Source organism: Actinoplanes xinjiangensis (assembly GCF_003148685.1).
GTDB lineage: Bacteria > Actinomycetota > Actinomycetes > Mycobacteriales > Micromonosporaceae > Actinoplanes > Actinoplanes xinjiangensis.
In genome coordinates, this window is record NZ_QGGR01000002.1 from 194,883 (window position 1) to 215,983 (window position 21,101).

Genomic DNA, 21,101 nt, shown 5'->3' on the forward strand with positions numbered 1-21,101 from the left:
TCAGGCCTCCTTCACGCGCGAGGAGACGGGCTCCTCGGTCTGACTACGGCGCAGGACGCGGCCGAGGCCACTGACGGTGGGCGACATGAACGCCCTGGTGCTGGCGAGCACGGTCATGATCGGGTGCCGGAAGAGGAACACCACGAGCAGGTCGAGCACGGTGGAGAGGCCGAGAGCGAAGGCGAGACCCTGCACCTGGCCGATGGACACGATGTAGAGAACCACGGCACACATGATCGTGATGGCGTTCGCGGAGATGATCGTGCGCTTGGCTCGCTGCCACGCTCGCGGAACTGCGCTGCGTGGGCTCCGGCCCTCGTGGATCTCGTCCTTGAGCCGCTCGAAGTAGATGATGAACGAGTCCGCCGCCACACCGAGCGAGACGATGAAACCGACGATGCCGGCCAGCGTCAGCGTGAAGCCGATCGAACGGCCCAGGAAGACCAGGGCGCCGAAGGTGAGCAGGGCGGAGAGGCCCAGGCTCAGGAAGATCACCAGGCCGAGCAGGCGGTAGTAGAAGAACGAGTACAACGCCACCAGGCCGAGACCGATCGCGGCGGCCAGAAGGCCCGCCTCGAGCTGCTGGCTGCCGACGGTCGCGGTGATCGTCTGGGCCGGGCCGGCCTGGAACGTCACCGGGATGGCACCGAAGTTCAGCTGGTCCGCCAGCTCCTTGGCGCTCGCCGCGTTGAAGTCACCGGTGATCTGCGACTGGCCGGTCAGCACGGCCTGGATCTGCGGCGCCGAGATGACCGTCTTGTCGAGGACCACGGCCACCGAGCAGTGCGTCTCGCCCGAGGAACCGAACGCGCTCGCCGCGATGTAGCAGGGCTCCGTCGCGCCGGCCGTGAACGCCTTACGGGTCAGCTCGGCCCACTTCTTCTGGCCCTCGCTCTTGAAGTCGAGGGAGACGACCCACTGGCCGTTGGTGCTGTCCAGCTGCGGGGCGGCCTCGCTGATGTCGTCACCGATCACCTCGGCCTTGTCGAGCATCACCTTGGCGCCGTTGTAGCAGGCGACGACCTCGCTTTCGACGTCGTCGATCGCGCCGTTCGGCCGCTGGTCCAGCTGCTCACAGCCGATCGTCGGCACGTTGAACTGCATCTTCGGGTCGAGGGCGTTCACCTCGGCGCCGGTCAGCGACGCGAACGCCTTGAACGGCAGGCCCGCGCCCGGGTCGGTGGACAGGTCCACCGGCGCGGTCAGCTTCTCGGCCGCGGCCCAGGCCGGGCCCACCTTCTTCGCGATCGCCTCGCGCTGCGCCTTGGTGTCCGCCGTGACCGGGGCGGGGGCGGCGGCGGAAGCCGACGCGGACGGCGCCGGGGCGGCCGCGGACGGCCCGGCCGACGCGGGGACGCTCGGGGCCGGCGCGGCCGCGCCGCCACCCTGGCCACCGGACGACGGCGCGGAGGCGGCCGGAGCGCCGCTGGCGCCGGCCGACGGCTTGACCGCCGGAGACCCGGACGCGGCCGGGGCGGCGGGGCCGCTCGCCGAAGCGCTCGGGGCCGCGGCCGGCGGGGTCACCGCGGCCGCTGAGACGTCACCGGTCACCGCGGTCAGCAGCCGGAACCGCATGTTCGCGGCCTGGGCCAGGCTCTTCAGCTGCTCCTCGGCCTTACCGGCCAGCGAGACGACGATGGTGTTGTCGCCCTGGATGACCACCTCGGCCTCGGAGACACCGAGCGCGTTGACCCGGCTCTCGATGATCTCGCGGGCGGTCTCCATGTCCTCTTTGTCCGGCGGCGCACCCTGCTGCGAGGCGATGTAGGTGGCCTGCGTGCCGCCGATCAGGTCGAGGCCCAGCTTCGGCTCCAGGCGCTCTTTCCAGCTGCCCGAGGCGCCGGCGGCGAAGAAGACGAGCAGATAGAGGACGACGAAGACCAGACCGAGCACGCCGAGTTGGCGTCCAGGATGCATTTGTCCCTGTGGGGGTCGTGCCACGGCTTTTGGTCTCCCTGTGTTCCGGCCGCGCGACGACGCGGCACCATCTGTCTGTGACCGGCCGTCGACTGTCGAACGGCGGGCTGACGCACCGGCCCCGTTACTACCTCAACGCGGCCGGTGCGTACGGGAAATGCGGTTCAGTCCTGCTTACGTGTCTCGGTGACGGGGCTCTCCGGCTCCTCGACGTCCGTGTCCGCGCCGGGCGCGGGAACGTCGGGCTCCGGAATGACCTCGCCGGACTTCTGAATGACCTTGGCGATCGCCGGACGCGCGAAACGCACCTCGACACCGGGCGAGATCTCCAGAAGGACCTCACCGTCGGCCACGCCGGCGACGGTGCCGTGCAGGCCGCCGATCGTCACGATCTGGTCGCCCGGACCCAGCGTGTTCTGCATGTCCTGGGCCTCACGGCGCCGCTTCTGCTGCGGCCGGATCATGAAGAAGTAGAAGACGGCGAAGAAGAGGGCGATGATCAGGAAGAACGAGAAATCACCGCCGCCGCCGGCGGCTTGGGCATAACTTGCCTCGGGCACGAAAAAGGCCTTCCGTCAGCCGTCGGCGCAACGGGGTGGGCGGGCGCCGCGGCGATATGCGAATCCGGATGGAACGGCGGCGAGTCTAATAGGTCAACCTGGAGATAACGAATGCGGCACACGTCACGTTCACATCACGGGGGATAAGTAGCGCACATCACGTGTCCCGGGCGAACAGGTCACCCTGGAAAACGCCGGCCCGCCCGTCCGGCGGCGGCGTCTTCCCCAGATGTGCCCAGCCGGCCTCGGTGGCCACCCGGCCCCGCGGCGTCCGCGCCAGCAGACCCGCCCTGACCAGGAACGGCTCACACACCTCCTCGACCGTGTCGGACTGTTCCCCCACGGCCACGGCGAGTGTCGAGAGACCGACCGGGCCGCCCTTGAACGACTCGATCAGCGCCCGCAGCACCGCCCGGTCCAGCCGGTCCAGGCCGAGGGCGTCGACGTCGTACACCTGGAGGGCCGCCTTCGACACCTCCTCGGTCACCACGCCGTCCGCGCGCACCTCGGCGAAGTCACGCACCCGGCGCAGCAGCCGGTTCGCGATACGCGGGGTGCCACGGGACCGGCGGGCGATCTCCGCCGAGCCCTCCGGGGTGACCCGCACCCCGAGGATGCGGGCCGACCGGTGCAGCAGCGCGTCCAGGTCCGCGTGCGAGTAGAAGTCCAGGTGGGCGACGAAACCGAACCGGTCACGCATCGGCGCCGACAGCAGGCCCGCCCGGGTCGTCGCGCCGACCAGCGTGAACGGCTCCACATCCAGCGGGATCGCGGTCGCGCCCGGGCCCTTGCCGACGACCACGTCGACCCGGAAGTCCTCCATGGCGCTGTAGAGGAGTTCCTCGGCGGGTTTCGCGATCCGGTGGATCTCGTCGATGAACAGCACGTCGCCCGGGGCCAGGCCGGTCAGGATCGCGGCCAGATCGCCGGACCGCTCGATGACCGGGCCGCTCGTCGTCCGGATACCGGTGCCCAGCTCGGCCGCCACGATGTTCGCCAGCGTCGTCTTACCGAGACCCGGCGGGCCGGACAGCAGAATGTGGTCCGGTGGGGTGCCCCGGCCCATCGACGCCTTGAGCAGCAGCTCCAGCTGGTCACGGACCCGGTGCTGGGCGATGAAGTCGGCCAGCCGGCGCGGCCGGACACTGGCCTCCGCATCCAGATCCTCGTCGAACGCATCCGGGGAGACGAGTTCCTCGCTCATCGAGCCACCTCCACCGTACGCCCGGGCCTCGACGGGGTCATCGGGTCTTGCCCAGCAGGCGGATCGCCTGGCGCAGCAGCACCGGCACCGGCGGGGTCTCACCGTCGATCGTCTCGGTGAGCGCGGCCACCGCCTGATCGGCCTGCGACGCCGTCCAGCCGAGCGCGAGCACGCCCTGGCGGACCTGCTCCTGCCAGCCGCCGTTCAGCAGGCCGGCCGAGCCCGTCCCGCCCAGACCGATCGGGCCGATCTTGTCCTTCAGCTCGACGATCATCTTCTCCGCACCGCGCTTGCCGATACCCGGGACGGCGGTCAGGACCGCGACCTCACCGCCGGCCAGCGCCCGGCGTACCACATCGGGTTGATGGACCGCGAGAACCGCCTGCGCGATCCGCGGCCCGACCCCGTTGGCCGTCAGGAGCAGCTCGAAGAGCTGTTTCTCGTCCTCGTCGGCGAAGCCGAACAGGGTCAGCGAGTCCTCGCGGACGATCAGCGTCGTCGCGAGCCGCGCCTCGGCGCCGGTGCGCAGCCCGGCGAGCGTGCCCGGCGTGCAGAGGACCCGCATGCCGACACCACCCACCTCGACCACGGCACTGTCGTGGAGGATCGCGGTGACCACACCGCGCACGCTGGCGATCATCGGCTGCTCCTGCGGGCGGCGGCGGCCACCGCCGCGGCTTGTAGAAGAGAACGGGTGCCCCCACGCCAGATGTGGCAGATGGCGATGGCGATGGCGTCGGCGGCGTCCGCCGGTTTCGGTGGCGCCGACAGTTTCAGCAACCGGGTCACCATAGCGGTGACCTGCGCTTTGTCCGCAGTACCGGAGCCGGTGACGGCGGCTTTGACCTCACTCGGCGTGTAGGTCTGGACCGGTAGCCCGGCCCGCGCGCCGGCCAGGATCGCCACCCCGCTGGCCTGCGCCGTGCCCATCACGGTCCGCGCGTTGTGCTGCGAGAACACCCGCTCCACGGCCACGCTCTCCGGCTGATACTGCTCGACGAGGGTGGCCAGCGTCCGGTCCAGGTGCAGCAGGCGCTGGGAGATGTCCTCGTCGGGATCGCTGCGCACCACCGTGTAGCCGATCAGCTTGCCCGGCCGCCCCGGCATCCCCTCGACGACGCCGACGCCGCATCTCGTCAGCCCCGGATCGATGCCGAGCACTCGCACAGACTGCCTCCCCCTCGCGAACGTGTGTTCGACACCCTAATACGCGTTCCACTTGCGGCCTCCGGCGACACGCCTCGACCATGGAGTGTGGGAGGCCGGTCATGTACCTCATTCCGCCGATGGACGACGAGCCGCCAGCCGACTACGTCGCATTCGTCACCCTGCACGCTCCCGGGCTGCGCGCCGAGGCCGCACGGCTGGTCGGCGACGCCTCGGTGGCCGAGCAGATCTACCTCGCCGTGCTCACCGACCTGGCCGGCCGGTGGCGGCGGCTGCGATGGCTCGGGAGAGTCGAGAGTCACATGCGGCAGCGCCTGACGGCACGGACCGCGCAGTGGCGCGACGATCAGGTCTACGAGGTGGACGTCCGCGTCCTCCGGCCGCCGGATCCGGTGGTCCCGGTCTTCACCCGGGGCGGCAGCCTGGCCCTGCGCAAGGCGGAGATCCTCGACGGTACGACCAGAGCCCACCTGGACGCCCTGGCCGACGCCGAGATCGCGTGGGTGCACGCCTACCTTCGGTCGCAGTGGCGCCGCCTGCTCCGCTACGTGATCGGCAGCATCCTGCTCCTGACCGCCATCGTCCAGTACGTCACCTGGCTCGGCGCCGACCCCGTCTAGGAGCGGTACTCCGCCTCCAGCTCGGAGACGAGAAGCGACCGCTCCACCACATATTCAGCCTTGCCACCGGCCTCGTCCAGCCGCAGGACAGTGACCACGCCGTCATCGTCGGAGCGATCCGGCGTCTCCTCGACGATCCAATACTCCGGAATGCCGTGCTCGGCGAACCAGAGTTTCTTGTGATCGAACTCCCCGTTGGGCGAGTTTCTGGACACGACCTCCACGACCAACCGGTAGGCGGAGGACGGCAGGTTCGAATACCCGGTGAGGCCGGGCGGCACCTGCGAGACCACACCGAGGTCCGGAAGGCGGAGGTCCCGCGGCCGGGTCCCCCGCACTCCAGCATCCTGGAAGACGCGGAAACCGGCCGCACGCAACATGACGTAGAGGCGCCCCGTCATCTCCTTATGCCAGAAGGTGGACGGCGTCATGATGACGAGGTTGCCGTTGTGCAGCTCGTAGCGGAAACCCTTGGGCAGGGAGATGAGGTCGTCGACATCCAGTTTCTCGATCGAGGACAGATTGAGGAGCAATGACGGATTGAGTTCAGTCATGGCGGCCAACACCCCCTCACCCTACGCGCCTAGTAGTCGCCTATCAACCCGTCACTCGTCAATGGCCGCCAGGACCTCATCGGAGATGTCGGCATTGGAGTAGATGTTCTGCACGTCGTCGCAGTCCTCCAGGACGTCGATCAACTTGAGCACCTTGCGGGCCGCGTCCTCGTCGAGCGGCACGGTCATCGTCGGCACAAGCGACGACTCGGCCGAGTCGTAGTCGATGCCCGCACCCTGCAACGCCGTCCGCACCTTGACCAGGTCGGTCGGTTCGCTGACCACCTCGTACGCATCGCCCAGGTCGTTGATCTCCTCGGCGCCCGCGTCGAGGACGGCGAGCATCACATCGTCCTCGCTGGAGCCGGCCTTCGGGATGATGATCACGCCCTTGCGGTTGAACAGGAACGTCACCGAGCCCGCGTCGGCGAACGTGCCGTGGTTACGGGTGAGCCGGGTGCGCACCTCGGTGGCCGCCCGGTTCCGGTTGTCGGTGAGGCACTCGATCAGGATGGCGACGCCGTTCGGGCCGTAACCCTCATACATGAACGACTGCCAGTCGGCACCGCCGGCCTCGGCCCCGGAACCCCGCTTGACCGCGTTGGTGATGTTGTCGTTCGGGACCGACGACTTCTTCGCCTTCTGAATGGCGTCGTAGAGCGTGGGGTTACCCGAAGGATCACCACCGCCGGTCCGGGCCGCGACCTCGATGTTCTTGATCAGCTTGGCGAACATCTTGCCGCGCTTGGCGTCGATGACGGCCTTCTTGTGCTTGGTCGTCGCCCACTTGGAGTGGCCGGACATGCGTAACCTCCGCTTTGATCAAAGGGCCTGGCGGACCATCTCGACGAAGTACCGATGGACACGAAGGTCGCCGGTGAGCTCCGGGTGGAAAGCCGTGGCGAGCAGGTTCCCCTGCCGAACGGCCACAATCCTACCGGCGGCGGCCCCTTCGGCCACGCGCCCCAGCACCCGCACGTCGCGGCCGGTCGCCTCGACCCACGGAGCGCGGATGAAGACGGCGTGGAACGGGCCGCCCTCGATGTCCTCGATCTCGACCGACGCCTCGAACGAGTCGACCTGCCGGCCGAACGCGTTACGCCGCACCGTCATGTCGATGCCCTGGAACGACTCCTGGTCCGGCCGGCCGTCGAGCACCTGCCCGGCCAGCATGATCATGCCGGCGCAGGACCCGTACACCGGCATGCCGTCGGCGATCCGCTTGCGGATCGGGTCGAGGAGCCCGAAGGAGACCGCGAGGTTGCTGATCGCGGTCGACTCACCGCCCGGGATCACCAGGCCGTCGACGTCGGCCAGTTCCTCGGGACGACGCACCGGGCGGGCCAGCACGTCCGACTCCGCCAGGGCGGACAGGTGTTCACGAACGTCGCCCTGCAGGGCCAGCACTCCGATGTTCACGGCCCAACAATAGGAAGCCGCGGCCGGACGAGGTAAAGCAGGCCACCGGGGAGCCGATTGGCTATCGGAGCGCACGCTGCGAGTTCGTAGTATCCGGAACATCCGATAACCCGCACGAGGAGCCGAATCCCCATGTCTGAGAACCAGCCCGCCGTCGGAACCGCCCGCGTCAAGCGCGGCATGGCGGAGATGCTCAAGGGCGGCGTGATCATGGACGTGGTCAACGCCGAGCAGGCGAAGATCGCCGAGGACGCGGGTGCCGTCGCGGTCATGGCACTGGAACGCGTCCCGGCCGACATCCGGGCGCAGGGCGGCATCTCCCGGATGTCCGACCCCGACATGATCGAGAACATCATCAACACGGTCTCCATCCCGGTGATGGCCAAGGCCCGGATCGGCCACTTCGTCGAGGCCCAGGTCCTCCAGTCGCTCGGCGTCGACTACGTCGACGAGTCCGAGGTGCTGTCCCCGGCCGACTTCGCCAACCACATCGACAAATGGCAGTTCACCGTGCCGTTCGTCTGCGGCGCCACCAACCTGGGCGAGGCGCTGCGCCGCATCACCGAGGGCGCCGCCATGATCCGCTCGAAGGGCGAGGCCGGCACCGGCGACGTCTCCAACGCCACCACCCACATGCGGAAGATCCGCGCCGAGCTGCGCCGCCTCCAGACGCTGCCGGAGGACGAGCTGTACGTCGCCGCCAAGGAACTGCAGGCGCCGTACGACCTGGTCAAGGAGGTCGCCGAGGCGGGCAAACTGCCGGTCGTTCTGTTCACCGCGGGCGGCATCGCCACCCCGGCCGACGCGGCGATGATGATGCAGCTCGGCGCCGAGGGCGTGTTCGTCGGCTCCGGCATCTTCAAGTCCGGCAACCCTGCCCAGCGCGCCGCCGCGATCGTCAAGGCCACCACCTTCCACGACGACCCCGACGTGATCGCCAAGGTCTCCCGCGGCCTCGGCGAGGCCATGGTCGGCATCAACGTCGACGACGAGCCGGTCCCGCACCGCCTCTCCGAGCGCGGCTGGTAACCGACGGCGTCACCCTGAGGGCCCCGCTCCGGCGGGGCCTTCGGTCTCTCCGCACCGTCCGGTTCTTCCTCCTCGGGTACGGGACAAGGGTCCCCAGACGCACCGATCGCCGTCCCGGACCACACCGCGACGGGGTGCCCCCTCACCGCCGTAGCGCGGGCGCCGGGCTGGTTGCCCACTCACCGACCGGGGGCAGTCCCGTCTTCCGGCGGTTGTCACCGCCCTGATCGCCGGCCGCCTGCCCGCGTCCGGTGCCGGTTGTCGGGGCCGTCCACGGTCGCCGGCGGCCCACCACGCCGCGCCCGCAACGCCACCCACCGTCCGTAGCCCCTGCTGGCCAGCGCCCCACCGCGCCGGTACCGGTCGTCGACGCCACCCACCGTGCGCAGCCGCTCCCGGCCAGCGCCCACCGCGCCGGGTATCGGTTGTCGAAGCCGCCCACCCTCCGCAGCTGCTCCCGGCCGAGCGGCAGTTGCGCCGGTGTTGGTTGCGAAGCCCTGAACGAGGGTCGGCGCACACAATCAGGGAACGTGTGCGCTGATCAGTGCTATTACGACGACAGACGCGCACGATCCTCGGATCGTGGGCGCTGATCCATGTCATGGCGGTGACCGGCGCACACAAGCCGCCATCGTGTGCGCTCGCCGCCGTTGCCCGTCGTGCTGCCGATACCGGTCGCCGAACTGAACGCCGACCAACCGCCGACCGAAGACGGGCGTTGACCACCGCACGCACCGCATCCCGGCGCTGGCAAGCAACAATCGCCGACGGCGACCGGCACCGACCACCGCAACAACAGTCATGGCCGCCTCGAAAGCACCCCCGACCGCCCCGAAAGTACCCAGCAGTCGCCTAAAAGCCCGAAAGCCCATAAGAACCCCGAAGCCCGCAAGTACCCCTGAGCGCCCCGGCCACCCTGGAGGAAGACGACCCCGGGGCGGGAGGTGGGGTCAGACGGCCTGGGCGGGCAGGACGTCCTCGGCTGGGGCGGCGGGGACCGGGACCGCCGGGATCAGGGGGGCCTCCGGGAGGAAGGGCTCGACGATGTCGAAGTACTCCGGGCGGGGGTGGTGCCGGGCCAGGCGGAGCAGCCGGACGAAGAGGCGGCGGCGGGCGCTCAGCGCGTCGCGTACCAGATCGGTGTGCACCTGCCGGGCCAGGACGGCCCGCCGGCTGGTGGCGATCAGGGTGCGCGCCGCCGGGTCGGCCGGGTCGAGGGTGACGGCCTGGAGCTGGCGGGTGAGGTCGTTCTCGGCGGACTCGCGTTCGCCCGGTTCGGCGTCGAGTGCGAGCCGCGCCGCGGCGTAGAGCTCGACCGTTTCAGCCTGTTCGGCGACGACCGCCGCGGCCGCCGCCCGGCGCATCAGATGCGCGTCCAGGGCGCGCTCGGCCGACTGCGCCCGCGTGTGCAGACGCTCCACCCGTTGGGCGGTCCAGCCGAGGTACGCCGAGAAGATCGCGGCCAGCACGACGACTCCCACCACCCACCACATGCCGGGCATCGTAGTGCCCAAGCTTTACCGCACCAGTGGTCAGGACCACTCGTCGTCGAAAACTCTTCCGTCGGTCGCCTCGATGGCGGTGGCGTAGACCTCGAGCACCCGGTTGGCCACACTCGGCCAGTCGAACGCGCCGACCGCGAGCCGGGCGCACGATGCCAGGCCGGCCCGGCGTGCCGGATCATCCAGCAGTTCCCCCAGCAGCCGGGTGAGAGATGCCTGGTCACCGTTGGGGAAGAGGGCTCCGGCACGGCCGCCGTCGAGGACCCGGCGGAACGCGTCGAGGTCGCTGGCGGCGATCGTGGCGCCGGCCGCCATCGCCTCGGTGAGGATCATGCCGAAGCTCTCGCCGCCGGTGTTCGGGGCGACGTAGACGTCGACGCTGCGCAGCATCCGCGCCTTGTCCGGTTCGGAGACCAGGCCGAGGAACTCCACCCGGTCGTGGAGTTCCTTCGGGATGTCGTCGTAGAGCTCGTCACGGTCGCCGGGCCCGGCCACGAGCAGCCGCAGACCGGGGCGCTCCCGGGCGAGCGTCACGTAGGCCGTACGCAACAGGGGGAAGCCTTTGCGGGGCTCGGTGAAGCGGCCGAGGAAACCGAGGGTGCCGCCGTCGCCGGGCCATCCGGGCAAGGGCGCAGCCGAGGCGAACTTGCGGACCGCGACGCCGTTGGGGATCTCGACCGCACCGCCGCCGAGGTGTTCGACCTGGACCTTGCGGGCGAGTTCGCTGACCGCGATGCGCGCGGTGATCTTCTCCATCACCGGCTGGAGGAAGTTCTGGAGGCCGGCGAGCGCCCGGGAGCGGGTCATCGCGGTGTGGAAGGTGGCGACGACCGGGCCGCGGGCGGAAAGCACGGCCAGGAAGGACAGGCTGGGTGAGAACGGCTCGTGCACGTGGAGCACGTCGAACTCACCCTGTTTGAGCCAGCGCCGGACCCGGGCGGTGGAGAGTGGGCCGAACGAGATCCGGGCGACCGAGCCGTTGTACGGCAGGGGCACGGCCCGGCCGGCCGGCACCACGTAGGCGGGATGTTCGGCGTCGTCGTCGGCGGGCGCCAGGACGCTGACCTCGTGACCGATTTCGAGCAGGGCCTCGGCCAGGTCCATGATGTGGTTCTGCACACCGCCCGGGACGTCGAAGGAGTAGGGCGAGACGATCCCGATCCGCACCGAGCCTCCTAGAGCCAGAGCTTCTGGAGCATGTGCCAGTCCTGCGGATGGTCGGCGATGCCGGCCGCGTACGCGTCGGCGAGCATCTGGGTCGTCTTCCTGACCCGTTCGTCGAGGGGCCCGTCGGTGGGCGGGACGACCTTGCGCATCCGGGCCATCGTGCGTTTCTCGTCGAACCACAGGTCGACCGCGAAGAGCGGCGCGCCGGTACGGATGGCCAGGATCGCCGGCCCGGCGGGCATCCGCGTCTTTCCGCCGAAGAAGGTCACCTCGACCCCGGAGCGGGACAGGTCGCGGTCGCCGAGCAGCGGCACCACCCAGCCCTTCTGGAGGTGCTCGGCGAGCACGTCGAGAGGCGGGCGGGGCCCTCCGGTGAGGGGGAGGATGTGCATGCCGAGCGTTTCCCGGTAGGCCAGGAACCGCTTGTAGAGGGCCTCGGGCTTGAGTCGCTCGGCGACCGTGATCAGCGGCCAGTCGTGCGAGGTCACCCAGGCGCCGGCGGCGTCCCAGTTGCCCGCGTGCGGCAGCGCCAGGACCACGCCGTCACCGTCGGCGACGGCCGCCTTCAGCTGCTGGTAGCTCTCCGGGACCATGAAGAACCCGTCGAGGAACTGCGCGCGGTTCTGGGACGGCAGGCGGAACGCCTCCATCCAGTACCGGGCGTACGACCGCAGCCCGTCCCGGACCAGAGTGTCCGGCATGTCCTCGCCGACGACCTGGCGCAGGTTACGGCGCAGCCGCTGGGTGGCCGGCCCGTTCCCCTTGTACGCCCGGTCGGCACCGGCCCGGAACAGTCGCGTCGCGATCGGCAGCGGCAGCGCGCGCACGATCGCCCACCCGGCCGAGTAGCCGAGGTCGATCAGACGGTCCTTCACTTGGCGGGCACCTTCGGTTCGGTCCGGGCGGCGTGGATCAGGCGCTGGAAGGCGGTGATCACGGCGAGGGCGGCGAGCACCCACAGCGCCGCGGGCAGGCCCCACTCCTGGCCGGCCGCGCCGAGCAGTCCGCCGGCACCGACGATGAGCAGCCGTTCCAGGCGCTCGGCGATGCCGACGTCGGCGTTCAGGCCGAGGCTCTCGGCGCGGGCCTTCACATACGACACGACCTGGCCGAAGACGAGGCTGATCAGCGCCGCGACCACTCCGCCGTACGGGTTGCCCTCGGTCGCCAGGTAGTAGACGACGGCCCCGAACACGGCGCCGTCGGCGATCCGGTCCATGGAGGAGTCGAGGAGGGCCCCGAACTTCCCGGACCCGCCCCGCATCCGGGCCATTGTGCCGTCGAGCACGTCGGTGAGCGCGAACGCGGTTACGATCACGGTGCCCCAGAAGAGGTGGCCTTGCGACCCGAAGTATGAGCCGATCAGCACACCGACGGTGCCGGCGACGGTGACCGCGTTGGGTGACACGCCGATCCGGAGCAGGAAACGGGCGAGCGGGTTGACGCCGTACGAGACGACGGCACGGGCCGTTGTTTGAACGATCTTAGCCATGGCTGTCCCACCATAACGGCGCGCGACCAGCGGCGGTACGGCCCGGCCCCCGGTTGGCCGTATCGTCACCATCCGGCACCTTTGCAGGGCTGAGGGTCCTTGCGACCGCTACCGCGCCGGGTGTGGGATTCAGACAACAGCGGCGTAACAAAGAGGAAACGACGGGAGCGCTCGGCATGGCGCAGAAGACTTCGGAGAAAGGGCTAGCCGGTGCCGGTGCGCCGGTGGTGACCGAGCCCGGCAGAGTTCGCAACGTGGTGCTGGTGGGCCACTCCGGTTCCGGGAAGACGACCCTCGTCGAGGCGCTGCTCGCCGCGACCGGGACGATCCCGCGGGCCGGTGGTGTGGCGGACGGCACCACGGTGACCGACCACGATCCGGCGGCGGTCCGGCAGCAGCGTTCGGTGGCGCTGGCCTGCGCGCCCCTGCTGCACGGCGATGTGAAGATCAACTTGTTGGACACGCCCGGTTTCGCCGACTTCGTCGGTGAGCTGCGGGCCGGTCTGCGGGCCGCGGACGCGGCGCTGTTCGTGGTGTCGGCGGTCGACGGTGTGGACGATTCCACCGTCGCGCTGTGGGAGGAGTGCGCCGCGGTCGGCATGCCGCGCGCCGTCGCGATCACCCGGCTGGACCATCCGCGGGCCGACTACGAGCAGGCGCTCCAGGACTGTCAGGAGGCGTTCGGCGACAACGTACTGCCGGTCTTCCAACCGATGCTCGGTGACGACGGTCAGTCGGTGGCCGGCCTGCTCGGCCTGGTCACGTTGCGGGTGCTGGACTACTCGGAGGGTTATCCGCCGGTCGCCCGGGAGGCCGAGCCGCAGCATCTGAACCCGATCGCCGACGACCGGAACACGCTGATCGAGGGCATCATCGCCGAGAGCGAGGACGAGACCCTCATGGACCGCTACGTCGGCGGCGAGCTGATCAGCACCGAGGCGCTCATCCCGGATCTGGAGAAGGCCGTCGCGCGGGGCAACTTCTACCCCGTCATCCCGGTCTGCGCGTACACCGCCGTCGGTCTGGACGCCCTGCTCGACCTGCTGGTCAGCGGTTTCCCGTCACCGCTGGAGCACGACCTGCCGGTGGTCACCGGGGTGGACGGCTCGCCACGTTCCCCGCTCACCTGCGACCCGTCCGGCCCGCTGGTGGCCGAGGTGGTGCGCACCACGATCGACCGGCACGTCGGCCGGGTGTCACTGGTCCGGGTCTTCTCCGGCACACTGCGGCCGGACCTGACCCTGCACGTCTCCGGGCACGGCATGGCCGGGCGCGGTCACCCCGACCACGACGCCGACGAGCGGGTCGCGCACGTCTACTGCCCGCTCGGCGCGCAGCTGCGCGAGGTGCCGCAGGCGATCGCCGGTGACATCTGCGCGATCACCAAGTCCGGCAGTGCGGAGACCGGCGACACCCTGTCCGGCCGGGACGATCCGCTGTTGATGGCGCCGTGGACGATGCCGGAGCCGCTGCTGCCGATCGCCGTGGTGGCCAGGTCCCGCTCCGACGAGGACGCCCTCGCCAAGAACCTGGCCCGGCTGGTCGCCGGCGACCCGACGCTGCGCCTGGAGCGCAACCCGGAGACCCATCAGCAGGTGCTCTGGACGATGGGCGAGTCGCACGCCGACGTGGTCCTCGACCGGCTCCGCTCCGGTGGTGTGGAGCTGGACACCGAGCCGGTGAAGGTGGCGCTGCGGGAGACGTTCGGCTCGACGGCGAAGGGCCACGGCCGGCACGTCAAGCAGTCCGGCGGCCACGGCCAGTACGCGGTCTGCGACATCGAGATCGAGCCGCTGCCACGCGGTGAGGGTTTCGTGTTCGTGGACAAGGTGGTCGGTGGCGCGGTGCCGCACAACTACATCCCGTCGGTGGAGAAGGGTGTCCGGGCCCAGCTGGAGAAGGGCATCGTGGCCGGTTACCCGGTGGTGGATCTGAAGGTGACGCTCTACGACGGCAAGGCGCACAGCGTCGACTCGTCGGACGCCGCCTTCCAGACGGCCGGCGCGCTGGCCCTGCGTGCCGCGGCCGAGCAGGGTTCGGTCACCCTGCTGGAGCCGGTGGACGAGATCGAGGTCCGGGTGCCGGAGATGTTCGTCGGTGCGGTGATGAGCGATCTCTCCGGCCGGCGCGGCCGCCCGATGGGCAGCGAGTCCGGGGGGACCGGCGAGGCGAGCACGGTGCGCGCCGAGGTCCCGGCGATCGAGCTGGTCCGGTACGTGGTGGAACTGCGCGCCCTCACCTCGGGCACCGGCACGTTCACCCGGCGTTACGTCCGGCACGAGCCGATGCCGCCGCATCTGGCCGAGGCGGCCCGCAAGGAGCACGCCGCGGCACGGTGATCACGGGATCGTGATGGCGTTGGCCGCCTCGTGCATGGGCGCGAGGATCCTGTCGATCATCTGCTCTTTACGCGGGTGGTACTTGAGGGTCCGCATGCCGTAGTTACGGAACGCGATGCTGAGGCGGCCGCCGGGCACCATGTCCGCGGCCATCTTGCGGCCGAAGGCGAGGTTCTTCTCCGTGTACGGCCGCATCTCGCGCTCGTAGGCGTCCAGGCCGCCCGGCGTGCCGAGGTGCCGGCCGAGCACGTACGCCCCGACCAGCGCCAGACTGGTGCCCTGCCCGGAGGCGGGTGCCGGGCAGTGGGCGGCGTCGCCGAGCAGCGCGACCCGCCCGGAGGACCAGCGCGGCAGCTCGACCTGGCTCATCGCGTCGAAGTAGAAGTCGGGCGCGCCGTCCATCGCGGACAGGAAGTCGCCGACCCGCCACCCCTGGCCGTCGAACGCCGCCCGGACCAGCGCCTTCTGGGCGGCGACGTCGCGCCGGTCGTAGTCGAGCGGGGGCGAGGCGAAGGTCAGGCCGACCCGGGCCGGCTGGTCCCGGTCCATCGCGTAGGCGAAGACGAGCCGCCCGGGCCGGGAGTACATCACCTCCTCGCGCTCGATGCCGAGCAGGTTGGGCACGGTGTAGACGGCGATGTAGGACCCGAGGTGGCGCAGCGGGGTCTCGCCCATCACCATCCGCCGGGTCGCCGAGTGCAGCCCGTCCGCGCCGACCACGTGGTCGAACCGCCGGGCCGCGCCGCTCTCGAAGGTGACGCCGACACCGTCCGGCCCGTCGTCGAGGGTGGCGATGGCGTCGCCGAACACATACTCCACCCGGTCGGCGGTGGCGTCGTGCAGGATGCGGCTCAGGTCCCACCGCATGATCTCCAGGTCGTCGCCGCGGCGGCCCATCAGCACGTCGGCGGGGAGGGTGGCGATCGGGCCGCCGTTGCGCTTGACGTAGGTGATCCGCCGCATGCCGGTGTCGGCGGCCCGGGCGGCGGCGAGCAGGCCCATCCGGCGCAGCACCGCGGTGGCCGAGCCGCGCACGTCCACCTTGTAGCCCGCCTCGCGCAGTGCCGGGGCGCGCTCCACGACAGTGACCTGGAAACCTCGCCCGGCCAGCCAGAAGGCGAGAGCCGGGCCGCCGATGCCGGCGCCGGAGATCAGTACCCGTAAGTTCGTCATGCGCTTACTATACAAACGTCTTATACGTTTGTATAGAAGTTAGGATCGCGACCATGGGTCATCGCGAGGAGCTGCTGCGAGGCGCCAAGAAGGCGCTGCTGGAGAAGGGGTACGCCCGGACCACGGCACGCGACATCGTGGCGCTGTCCGGCACCAACCTGGGGTCGATCGGCTACCACTACGGCTCCACCGACGCACTGATGACCGCCGCGATGCTCAGCGCGATAGAGGAGTGGGGTGACGCGCTCGGCCGGGCACTGGGCGAGCCCGGCAGCGACTCCGGCGATCCGATGCTGCGTTTCTGGCGGCGGGTGATCCGCTCCATACAGACCGACCGGCCGCTCTGGCTCGCCAGCATCGAGGTGATGCTCCAGGCCGAGCACAACCCGGCGCTGCGCGAGCAGTTGGCCGGCGGTATGCGGGCCGGGCGATCCGGCATGGCGGCGCTGCTCACCGGGATCCCCGAGGATCAGATCGACGCCGAGACCGTCGCCTCGCTGGGCGCGGTGCAGATGGCCCTGATGTCCGGGGTGCTCACCCAGTGGCTGACCGACCCGGCGACCGCCCCGTCCGCGGAGCAGATCGTCGCCGGAATCCGGGCGTTAGGCGGCGGGCCAGGCCTTGGTCAGCAGATCACGGGTGTCGAAGAGTAGCTGCGGCAGCACCTTGGTCATGCCGATCACCGGCATGAAGTTGGCGTCGCCACCCCACCGCGGCACGATGTGCTGGTGCAGGTGGGCGGCGATACCGGCCCCCGCGATCGCGCCCTGGTTCATACCGAGGTTGAAACCGTGCGGGCTGCTGACCGTGCGCATCACCCGCATCGCGGTGCGGGTGAAGGCCGCCACCTCGACGGTCTCCGCCTCGGTCAGGTCGGTGTAGTCGGCCACGTGCCGGTAGGGGCAGACCATCAGGTGGCCGGGGTTGTACGGATACAGGTTGAGCAGCGCGAAGACCGACTCGCCCCGGGCCACCACCAGCGTCTCCGCCTCGGGCAGGGACGGGGCCAGGCAGAACGGGCAGCCCGCCGGTCTCTCGTAACCGCCCTCGGGCCGGTCCTCCCCGGAGACGTAGGCCAATCGGTACGGCGTCCAGAGCCGCTCCAGCCCGTCCGGATCACCCGCGCCCGCCCGTTGGTCCACGATCGCATCCTATGCGGCCGCGGCCGGTTTCCCGGGGTGGGAACCGGCCGCGGGGCACATCGCTGGATCAGGCGGCCGACGGCCCGGCGTTGGTCCGGGAGCGGACCACCTCGACGACGTGCGCGACGGCCTCGTCGATCGAGACACCGTTGCGCTGCGAGCCGTCCCGGTAGCGGAACGACACGGTGCCGCCGTTGACGTCGTCGTCGCCGGCGATCGCCATGAACGGGATCTTCTGCTGCTGCGCGGTACGGATCTTCTTCTGCATGCGGTCGGTGGAGTAGTCCACCTCGGCGCGGATGCCGGCCTTCTTCAGCTTGTCGACGAACCCGGCCAGATAGTCGGCGTGGTCGTCGCGGATCGGGATGCCGACCACCTGCACCGGGGCGAGCCACGCCGGGAACGCGCCCGCGTAGTGCTCGACCAGCACGCCGAAGAACCGCTCGATCGAGCCGAACTTCGCCGAGTGGATCATCACCGGCTCCTGGCGGCTGCCGTCGGCCGCCTGGTACTCCAGACCGAACCCGGCGGGCTGGTTGAAGTCGTACTGGATGGTCGACATCTGCCACGTACGCCCGATCGCGTCCTTGGCCTGGACACTGATCTTCGGGCCGTAGAAGGCCGCGCCGCCCGGGTCGAGGACCAGCTCCAGGCCGGACTCGGTGGCGACGTCCTCCAGGACCTTGGTGGCCTTCTCCCACTGCTCGTCCGTACCGATGAACTTGGAGCTGTCCGGGTCGCGGGTCGACAGCTCCAGGTAGTAGTCGTCCAGGCCGAAGTCGTCCAGCAGCGAGCGCACGAAGTTCAGCAGGTGCTTGATCTCGGCCGGGGCCTGCTCGGCGGTGACGTACGAGTGCGAGTCGTCCTGGGTCAGGCCGCGCACCCGGGTCAGGCCGTGCACCACGCCGGACTTCTCGTAGCGGTACACCGTGCCGAACTCGAACAGGCGCATCGGCAGCTCACGGTAGGACCGCCCGCGCGACCTGAAGATCAGGTTGTGCATCGGGCAGTTCATCGCCTTGAGGTAGTAGTTCGCCCCCTCCAGCTCCATCGGGGGGAACATCGTGTCCTTGTAGTACGGCAGGTGGCCCGAGGTGTGGAACAGGCCCTCCTTGGTGATGTGCGGCGACCCGACGTACTGGAAGCCCTCCTCGATGTGCCGGGCGCGGACGTAGTCCTCCATCTCGCGCTTGATCACACCGCCCTTGGGGTGGAAGACCACCAGGCCGGAGCCGATCTCGTCGGGGAAGGAGAAGAGGTCCAGCTCGGTGCCGAGCTTGCGGTGATCGCGGCGCTCGGCCTCGGCGAGCCGGGTCAGATACGCCTTCAGCTCGTCCCGGGACGGCCACGCGGTGCCGTAGACCCGCTGCAGCTGCGGGTTCTTCTCCGAACCACGCCAGTAGGCGGCCGCCGAGCGCATCAGCTTGAACGCCGGGATCAGCCGGGTCGACGGCAGGTGCGGGCCGCGGCACAGGTCGCCCCAGACGCGGTTGCCGTCCTTGTCGAGGTTGTCGTAGTGGGTCAGCTCGCCCGCACCGACCGCGGCGGCCTCCTCGTCCACGTCGCCCTTGATGTCGACCAGTTCGAGCTTGAACGGCTCGTCCTTCAGCTCGGCCTTGGCCTCGTCGAGCGTGCCGTACTCCCGGCGGTGGAAGGTCTGGCCGGCCTTGACGATCTCCTGCATCCGCTTCTCGAGCCGGGCCAGGTCGTCCGGCTGGAACGGCTTCTCGACGTCGAAGTCGTAGTAGAACCCGTCCCGGATCGGCGGGCCGATGCCCAGCTTCGCCTCCGGGAACACGTCCTGCACGGCCTGCGCCAGCACGTGGGCGGCGGAGTGGCGCAGCACGTCGAGCCCGTCCGGGGTGTCCATCGCGACCGGGGTCACCTCGGTGTCGGCGGCCGGCGCCCAGGCCAGGTCACGCAGCCGGCCGTCGGCCTCACGGACCACGACGACCGCCTTCGGCCCGTGGGCGGGGAGTCCGGCGGCGGCCACCGCGTCGGCCGCCGTAGTCCCGGCCGGGACGACTAGAGGGTCGGCCACGACGGGTGTACGGGGTGCAGACACGGTGATCTCCATTCAGACGGTGACGAGACGCCCTGATGCTATCCGCCTGCGGATTGGTCCCCGCTCGCGGCGGCCAGCCACGCCGGGAGCGGTTCGCGGTGGGCGAGCCAGTCGCCCGGGATGCCGTCGAGCCCGGTGTACGCCGCCACCACTCCCCCGGCGATCGCCGCGGTGGTGTCGACGTCCCCGCCGGCCACGACGCACGCCGCGACGGCCGCCGGGAAGTCGTCCAGATACCGGTCGGCGACCCAGAGCGCGAACGGCACGGTGTCCTGCGCGGTCGCCTGGCCGCCGTTGCCCAGCCGCTCGGCCGCCTCGGCGACACCTCCGCGCACGGACGTGGTGAGCCCGTCGCGGACCACGCTCGGGGCGGTGTGCGCCGCGGCGGCGAGCAGCAACCGGCCGGGGTCGGGCCGGTGCCCGTTGAGGCGGGCGGCGGCGGCGTACGCGGCGGCCACCGAGACCGCCACGCCACCGGCGATGCCCTCCGGGTGCGCGTGGGTGACCTCGGCCGCGCGTACCCCCTGCGTCGCCGCGTGGGCCAGGGAGTCCGCATGCCAGGCGCCCAGCGGTGCCGCACGCATCGCCGCGCCGTTGCCGCAGGAGCCCTGCCCGTTGAACGCCGCGGCGGCGGCGATCGGCCAGGGCAGACCCTCGCGGATCTCGCGGAGCATGACGACCGCGCCCGGGCCGTAACCGCGGTAGGGCTCGAACCGGTCGGCCAGCAGCGCGGCGAAGGCGTCCCGGTCGAAGTCGCCCTCGGCGAGGGTGGCGACCAGGCAGCAGGCCTGTTCGGTGTCGTCGGTCCACTCCCAGGGCGGCTCCGGGACACGGGCGTCGAGGAGGTCGGCGGGCTTGATGCCGGGCACGAAGTACTGCGCTCCGAGGGCGTCACCGACGCTGAGGCCGGCGAGACTCTCCAGGGCCAGGGTGCGGCGGGTACCGGGGAAAAGTGTGAATGACATCGGTACTTCGGATCGTATTCCATCACTGAGCGTCATCAAAGACTCTCGTTCGATCACCCTTTAGGTTCTCCTCGCCGGGGACGCTACGGTCTTCGCATGGCCACGGTGTTGCTCGTCGAAGACGATCATGTCGTGCGCGGCGCCATGCTCCGTTCGCTCGCCGACCGGGGGCACGCCGTGCACGCCGTCGGCACCGCACTGGAAGCGCTCCGGCGGGTCGCCGCCGAGACGCCCGACCTGGTCGTTCTGGACCTGGGGCTGCCCGACCTGGACGGGTCGGACGCGCTGCGCATGCTCCGCGGCATCACCGACGTGCCGATCATCATCGCCACCGCCCGCGACGACGAGCAGACCGTCGTGCGGCTGCTGCGGGCCGGCGCCGACGACTACATGGTGAAGCCGTTCACCGGCGCCCATCTGGACGCCCGGATAGCCACCGTGCTGCGCCGTGTCGGCCGGGCCAGCCGCGCCGCACAGCCCGCCGTCCACGAGGTGGGCGAGTTGCGGGTCGACGTCGGCGAGCGCAGCGCCACCCTCGGCGATCAGCCGCTGGCGCTGACCCGCAAGGAGTTCGACCTGCTGGCCTACCTCGCCGCCCGTCCGGGCCGAGTGGTTTCCCGTCGCGAGCTGTTGGAGGAGGTATGGCGACAGCCATCGGTCGGCGAGGACCAGACCATCGACGTGCATTTGTACTGGCTTCGCCGGAAACTGGGCGAGTCCGCGGCGAAGCCCCGCTACCTGCGCACCGTGCGGGGGGTCGGATTCCGGTTGGTGGCGCCGGACTGA

21 protein-coding genes are annotated in these 21,101 nt (G+C 70.3%); 5 read left to right on the forward strand and 16 right to left on the reverse strand.

The window, feature by feature from the left end:
• The 5 genes from secD to ruvC all read right to left on the reverse strand — a co-directional run bounded on the left by secD (position 1) and on the right by ruvC (position 4,848).
• Positions 1 to 1,917: a protein translocase subunit SecD gene (gene secD, locus BC793_RS04385; RefSeq protein WP_109589430.1), complete on the reverse strand. Its 1,917-nt coding sequence runs from the start codon at positions 1,915 to 1,917 to the stop codon at positions 1 to 3.
• 164 nt (positions 1,918 to 2,081) lie between these two features.
• On the reverse strand, positions 2,082 to 2,477 hold the full coding sequence (gene yajC / locus BC793_RS04390; RefSeq protein ID WP_109589432.1) for a preprotein translocase subunit YajC: 396 nt from the start codon (positions 2,475 to 2,477) through the stop codon (positions 2,082 to 2,084).
• Positions 2,478 to 2,634: 157 nt separating this feature from the next.
• Positions 2,635 to 3,681 (reverse strand): Holliday junction branch migration DNA helicase RuvB, encoded by a 1,047-nt coding sequence (gene ruvB / locus BC793_RS04395; RefSeq protein ID WP_109589435.1) that lies wholly within the window; start codon positions 3,679 to 3,681, stop codon positions 2,635 to 2,637.
• A gap of 37 nt (positions 3,682 to 3,718) precedes the next feature.
• A complete protein-coding gene (ruvA, locus tag BC793_RS04400) occupies positions 3,719 to 4,321 on the reverse strand; it encodes a Holliday junction branch migration protein RuvA (protein ID WP_109589436.1) in 603 nt (200 codons plus the stop codon).
• The gene (ruvC, locus tag BC793_RS04405; protein WP_109589438.1) at positions 4,318 to 4,848 is read right to left on the reverse strand and encodes a crossover junction endodeoxyribonuclease RuvC; all 531 of its coding nucleotides are present in this window, start codon (positions 4,846 to 4,848) and stop codon (positions 4,318 to 4,320) included. Before ruvC ends, ruvA begins: the two co-directional genes overlap by 4 nt.
• A 101-nt stretch (positions 4,849 to 4,949) precedes the next feature.
• On the opposite strand from ruvC, the gene BC793_RS04410 reads away from it, so the two are divergent.
• Entirely contained in the window at positions 4,950 to 5,468 is a 519-nt protein-coding gene (locus tag BC793_RS04410; RefSeq protein WP_109589440.1) for a hypothetical protein, read from the forward strand.
• On the opposite strand, the gene BC793_RS04415 is transcribed toward BC793_RS04410, so the two are convergent.
• The 3 genes from BC793_RS04415 to pdxT are packed head-to-tail and all read right to left on the reverse strand — an operon-like array spanning position 5,465 to position 7,441.
• On the reverse strand, positions 5,465 to 6,034 hold the full coding sequence (locus BC793_RS04415) for a Uma2 family endonuclease (RefSeq protein ID WP_239170134.1): 570 nt from the start codon (positions 6,032 to 6,034) through the stop codon (positions 5,465 to 5,467). The genes BC793_RS04410 and BC793_RS04415 overlap by 4 nt on opposite strands.
• A 39-nt stretch (positions 6,035 to 6,073) precedes the next feature.
• On the reverse strand, positions 6,074 to 6,826 hold the full coding sequence (locus BC793_RS04420; protein ID WP_109589442.1) for a YebC/PmpR family DNA-binding transcriptional regulator: 753 nt from the start codon (positions 6,824 to 6,826) through the stop codon (positions 6,074 to 6,076).
• Between the two features lie 18 nt (positions 6,827 to 6,844).
• Positions 6,845 to 7,441, reverse strand: a complete 597-nt coding sequence (gene pdxT, locus BC793_RS04425; protein ID WP_109589444.1) for a pyridoxal 5'-phosphate synthase glutaminase subunit PdxT — start codon at positions 7,439 to 7,441, stop codon at positions 6,845 to 6,847.
• A 132-nt stretch (positions 7,442 to 7,573) separates the two neighbouring features.
• On the opposite strand from pdxT, the gene pdxS reads away from it, so the two are divergent.
• On the forward strand, positions 7,574 to 8,470 hold the full coding sequence (gene pdxS, locus BC793_RS04430; protein ID WP_109589446.1) for a pyridoxal 5'-phosphate synthase lyase subunit PdxS: 897 nt from the start codon (positions 7,574 to 7,576) through the stop codon (positions 8,468 to 8,470).
• Positions 8,471 to 9,420: 950 nt separating this feature from the next.
• On the opposite strand, the gene BC793_RS04435 is transcribed toward pdxS, so the two are convergent.
• From BC793_RS04435 to pgsA, 4 genes are read right to left on the reverse strand one after another with little or no spacing between them, the layout of a single operon-like run.
• Positions 9,421 to 9,972 (reverse strand): hypothetical protein, encoded by a 552-nt coding sequence (locus tag BC793_RS04435; protein WP_109589448.1) that lies wholly within the window; start codon positions 9,970 to 9,972, stop codon positions 9,421 to 9,423.
• Positions 9,973 to 10,002: 30 nt separating this feature from the next.
• Positions 10,003 to 11,139, reverse strand: a complete 1,137-nt coding sequence (locus BC793_RS04440; RefSeq protein WP_109589451.1) for a glycosyltransferase family 4 protein — start codon at positions 11,137 to 11,139, stop codon at positions 10,003 to 10,005.
• Between the two features lie 8 nt (positions 11,140 to 11,147).
• Positions 11,148 to 12,014, reverse strand: a complete 867-nt coding sequence (locus BC793_RS04445) for a phosphatidylinositol mannoside acyltransferase (RefSeq protein WP_109589454.1) — start codon at positions 12,012 to 12,014, stop codon at positions 11,148 to 11,150.
• Positions 12,011 to 12,631 (reverse strand): phosphatidylinositol phosphate synthase, encoded by a 621-nt coding sequence (gene pgsA, locus BC793_RS04450; RefSeq protein ID WP_109589455.1) that lies wholly within the window; start codon positions 12,629 to 12,631, stop codon positions 12,011 to 12,013. The genes BC793_RS04445 and pgsA overlap by 4 nt, the downstream gene beginning before the upstream one ends.
• Positions 12,632 to 12,807: 176 nt before the next feature.
• Between pgsA and BC793_RS04455 the strand changes: the two genes are divergently transcribed.
• The gene (locus BC793_RS04455) at positions 12,808 to 14,970 is read left to right on the forward strand and encodes an elongation factor G-like protein EF-G2 (protein ID WP_109589458.1); all 2,163 of its coding nucleotides are present in this window, start codon (positions 12,808 to 12,810) and stop codon (positions 14,968 to 14,970) included.
• Here BC793_RS04455 and BC793_RS04460 read toward each other — a convergent pair whose 3' ends face one another.
• Positions 14,971 to 16,143 (reverse strand): FAD-dependent monooxygenase, encoded by a 1,173-nt coding sequence (locus BC793_RS04460; protein ID WP_109589460.1) that lies wholly within the window; start codon positions 16,141 to 16,143, stop codon positions 14,971 to 14,973.
• A gap of 53 nt (positions 16,144 to 16,196) precedes the next feature.
• Here BC793_RS04460 and BC793_RS04465 point away from each other — a divergent pair, with 53 nt between their 5' ends.
• Positions 16,197 to 16,796: a TetR/AcrR family transcriptional regulator gene (locus tag BC793_RS04465; RefSeq protein ID WP_109589462.1), complete on the forward strand. Its 600-nt coding sequence runs from the start codon at positions 16,197 to 16,199 to the stop codon at positions 16,794 to 16,796.
• Here the strand turns inward: BC793_RS04465 and BC793_RS04470 are convergent.
• The 3 genes from BC793_RS04470 to BC793_RS04480 all read right to left on the reverse strand — a co-directional run bounded on the left by BC793_RS04470 (position 16,746) and on the right by BC793_RS04480 (position 20,315).
• The gene (locus BC793_RS04470) at positions 16,746 to 17,285 is read right to left on the reverse strand and encodes an HIT family protein (RefSeq protein WP_239170133.1); all 540 of its coding nucleotides are present in this window, start codon (positions 17,283 to 17,285) and stop codon (positions 16,746 to 16,748) included. The genes BC793_RS04465 and BC793_RS04470 overlap by 51 nt on opposite strands.
• Positions 17,286 to 17,352: 67 nt before the next feature.
• Positions 17,353 to 19,350: a threonine--tRNA ligase gene (thrS, locus tag BC793_RS04475; protein ID WP_203896282.1), complete on the reverse strand. Its 1,998-nt coding sequence runs from the start codon at positions 19,348 to 19,350 to the stop codon at positions 17,353 to 17,355.
• A 38-nt stretch (positions 19,351 to 19,388) separates the two neighbouring features.
• The gene (locus tag BC793_RS04480) at positions 19,389 to 20,315 is read right to left on the reverse strand and encodes an ADP-ribosylglycohydrolase family protein (RefSeq protein ID WP_109589467.1); all 927 of its coding nucleotides are present in this window, start codon (positions 20,313 to 20,315) and stop codon (positions 19,389 to 19,391) included.
• Positions 20,316 to 20,411: 96 nt separating this feature from the next.
• Here BC793_RS04480 and BC793_RS04485 point away from each other — a divergent pair, with 96 nt between their 5' ends.
• Positions 20,412 to 21,101 carry a response regulator transcription factor gene (locus BC793_RS04485; protein ID WP_043525920.1) on the forward strand — a complete coding sequence of 230 codons (690 nt, stop codon included), beginning with the start codon at positions 20,412 to 20,414 and terminating at the stop codon, positions 21,099 to 21,101.

What these genes read in the sequence shown, in the direction of transcription:
- secD (WP_109589430.1), bottom strand. Translation starts at nt 1,917, where the DNA reads ATGCATCCTGGACGCCAACTCGGCGTGCTCGGTCTGGTCTTCGTCGTC.
- ruvB (WP_109589435.1), bottom strand. Translation starts at nt 3,681, where the DNA reads ATGAGCGAGGAACTCGTCTCCCCGGATGCGTTCGACGAGGATCTGGAT.
- ruvA (WP_109589436.1), bottom strand. Translation starts at nt 4,321, where the DNA reads ATGATCGCCAGCGTGCGCGGTGTGGTCACCGCGATCCTCCACGACAGT.
- BC793_RS04410 (WP_109589440.1), top strand. Translation starts at nt 4,950, where the DNA reads ATGTACCTCATTCCGCCGATGGACGACGAGCCGCCAGCCGACTACGTC.
- BC793_RS04420 (WP_109589442.1), bottom strand. Translation starts at nt 6,826, where the DNA reads ATGTCCGGCCACTCCAAGTGGGCGACGACCAAGCACAAGAAGGCCGTC.
- pdxS (WP_109589446.1), top strand. Translation starts at nt 7,574, where the DNA reads ATGTCTGAGAACCAGCCCGCCGTCGGAACCGCCCGCGTCAAGCGCGGC.
- BC793_RS04435 (WP_109589448.1), bottom strand. Translation starts at nt 9,972, where the DNA reads ATGCCCGGCATGTGGTGGGTGGTGGGAGTCGTCGTGCTGGCCGCGATC.
- pgsA (WP_109589455.1), bottom strand. Translation starts at nt 12,631, where the DNA reads ATGGCTAAGATCGTTCAAACAACGGCCCGTGCCGTCGTCTCGTACGGC.
- BC793_RS04455 (WP_109589458.1), top strand. Translation starts at nt 12,808, where the DNA reads ATGGCGCAGAAGACTTCGGAGAAAGGGCTAGCCGGTGCCGGTGCGCCG.
- BC793_RS04460 (WP_109589460.1), bottom strand. Translation starts at nt 16,143, where the DNA reads ATGACGAACTTACGGGTACTGATCTCCGGCGCCGGCATCGGCGGCCCG.
- BC793_RS04465 (WP_109589462.1), top strand. Translation starts at nt 16,197, where the DNA reads ATGGGTCATCGCGAGGAGCTGCTGCGAGGCGCCAAGAAGGCGCTGCTG.
- BC793_RS04480 (WP_109589467.1), bottom strand. Translation starts at nt 20,315, where the DNA reads ATGTCATTCACACTTTTCCCCGGTACCCGCCGCACCCTGGCCCTGGAG.
- BC793_RS04485 (WP_043525920.1), top strand. Translation starts at nt 20,412, where the DNA reads ATGGCCACGGTGTTGCTCGTCGAAGACGATCATGTCGTGCGCGGCGCC.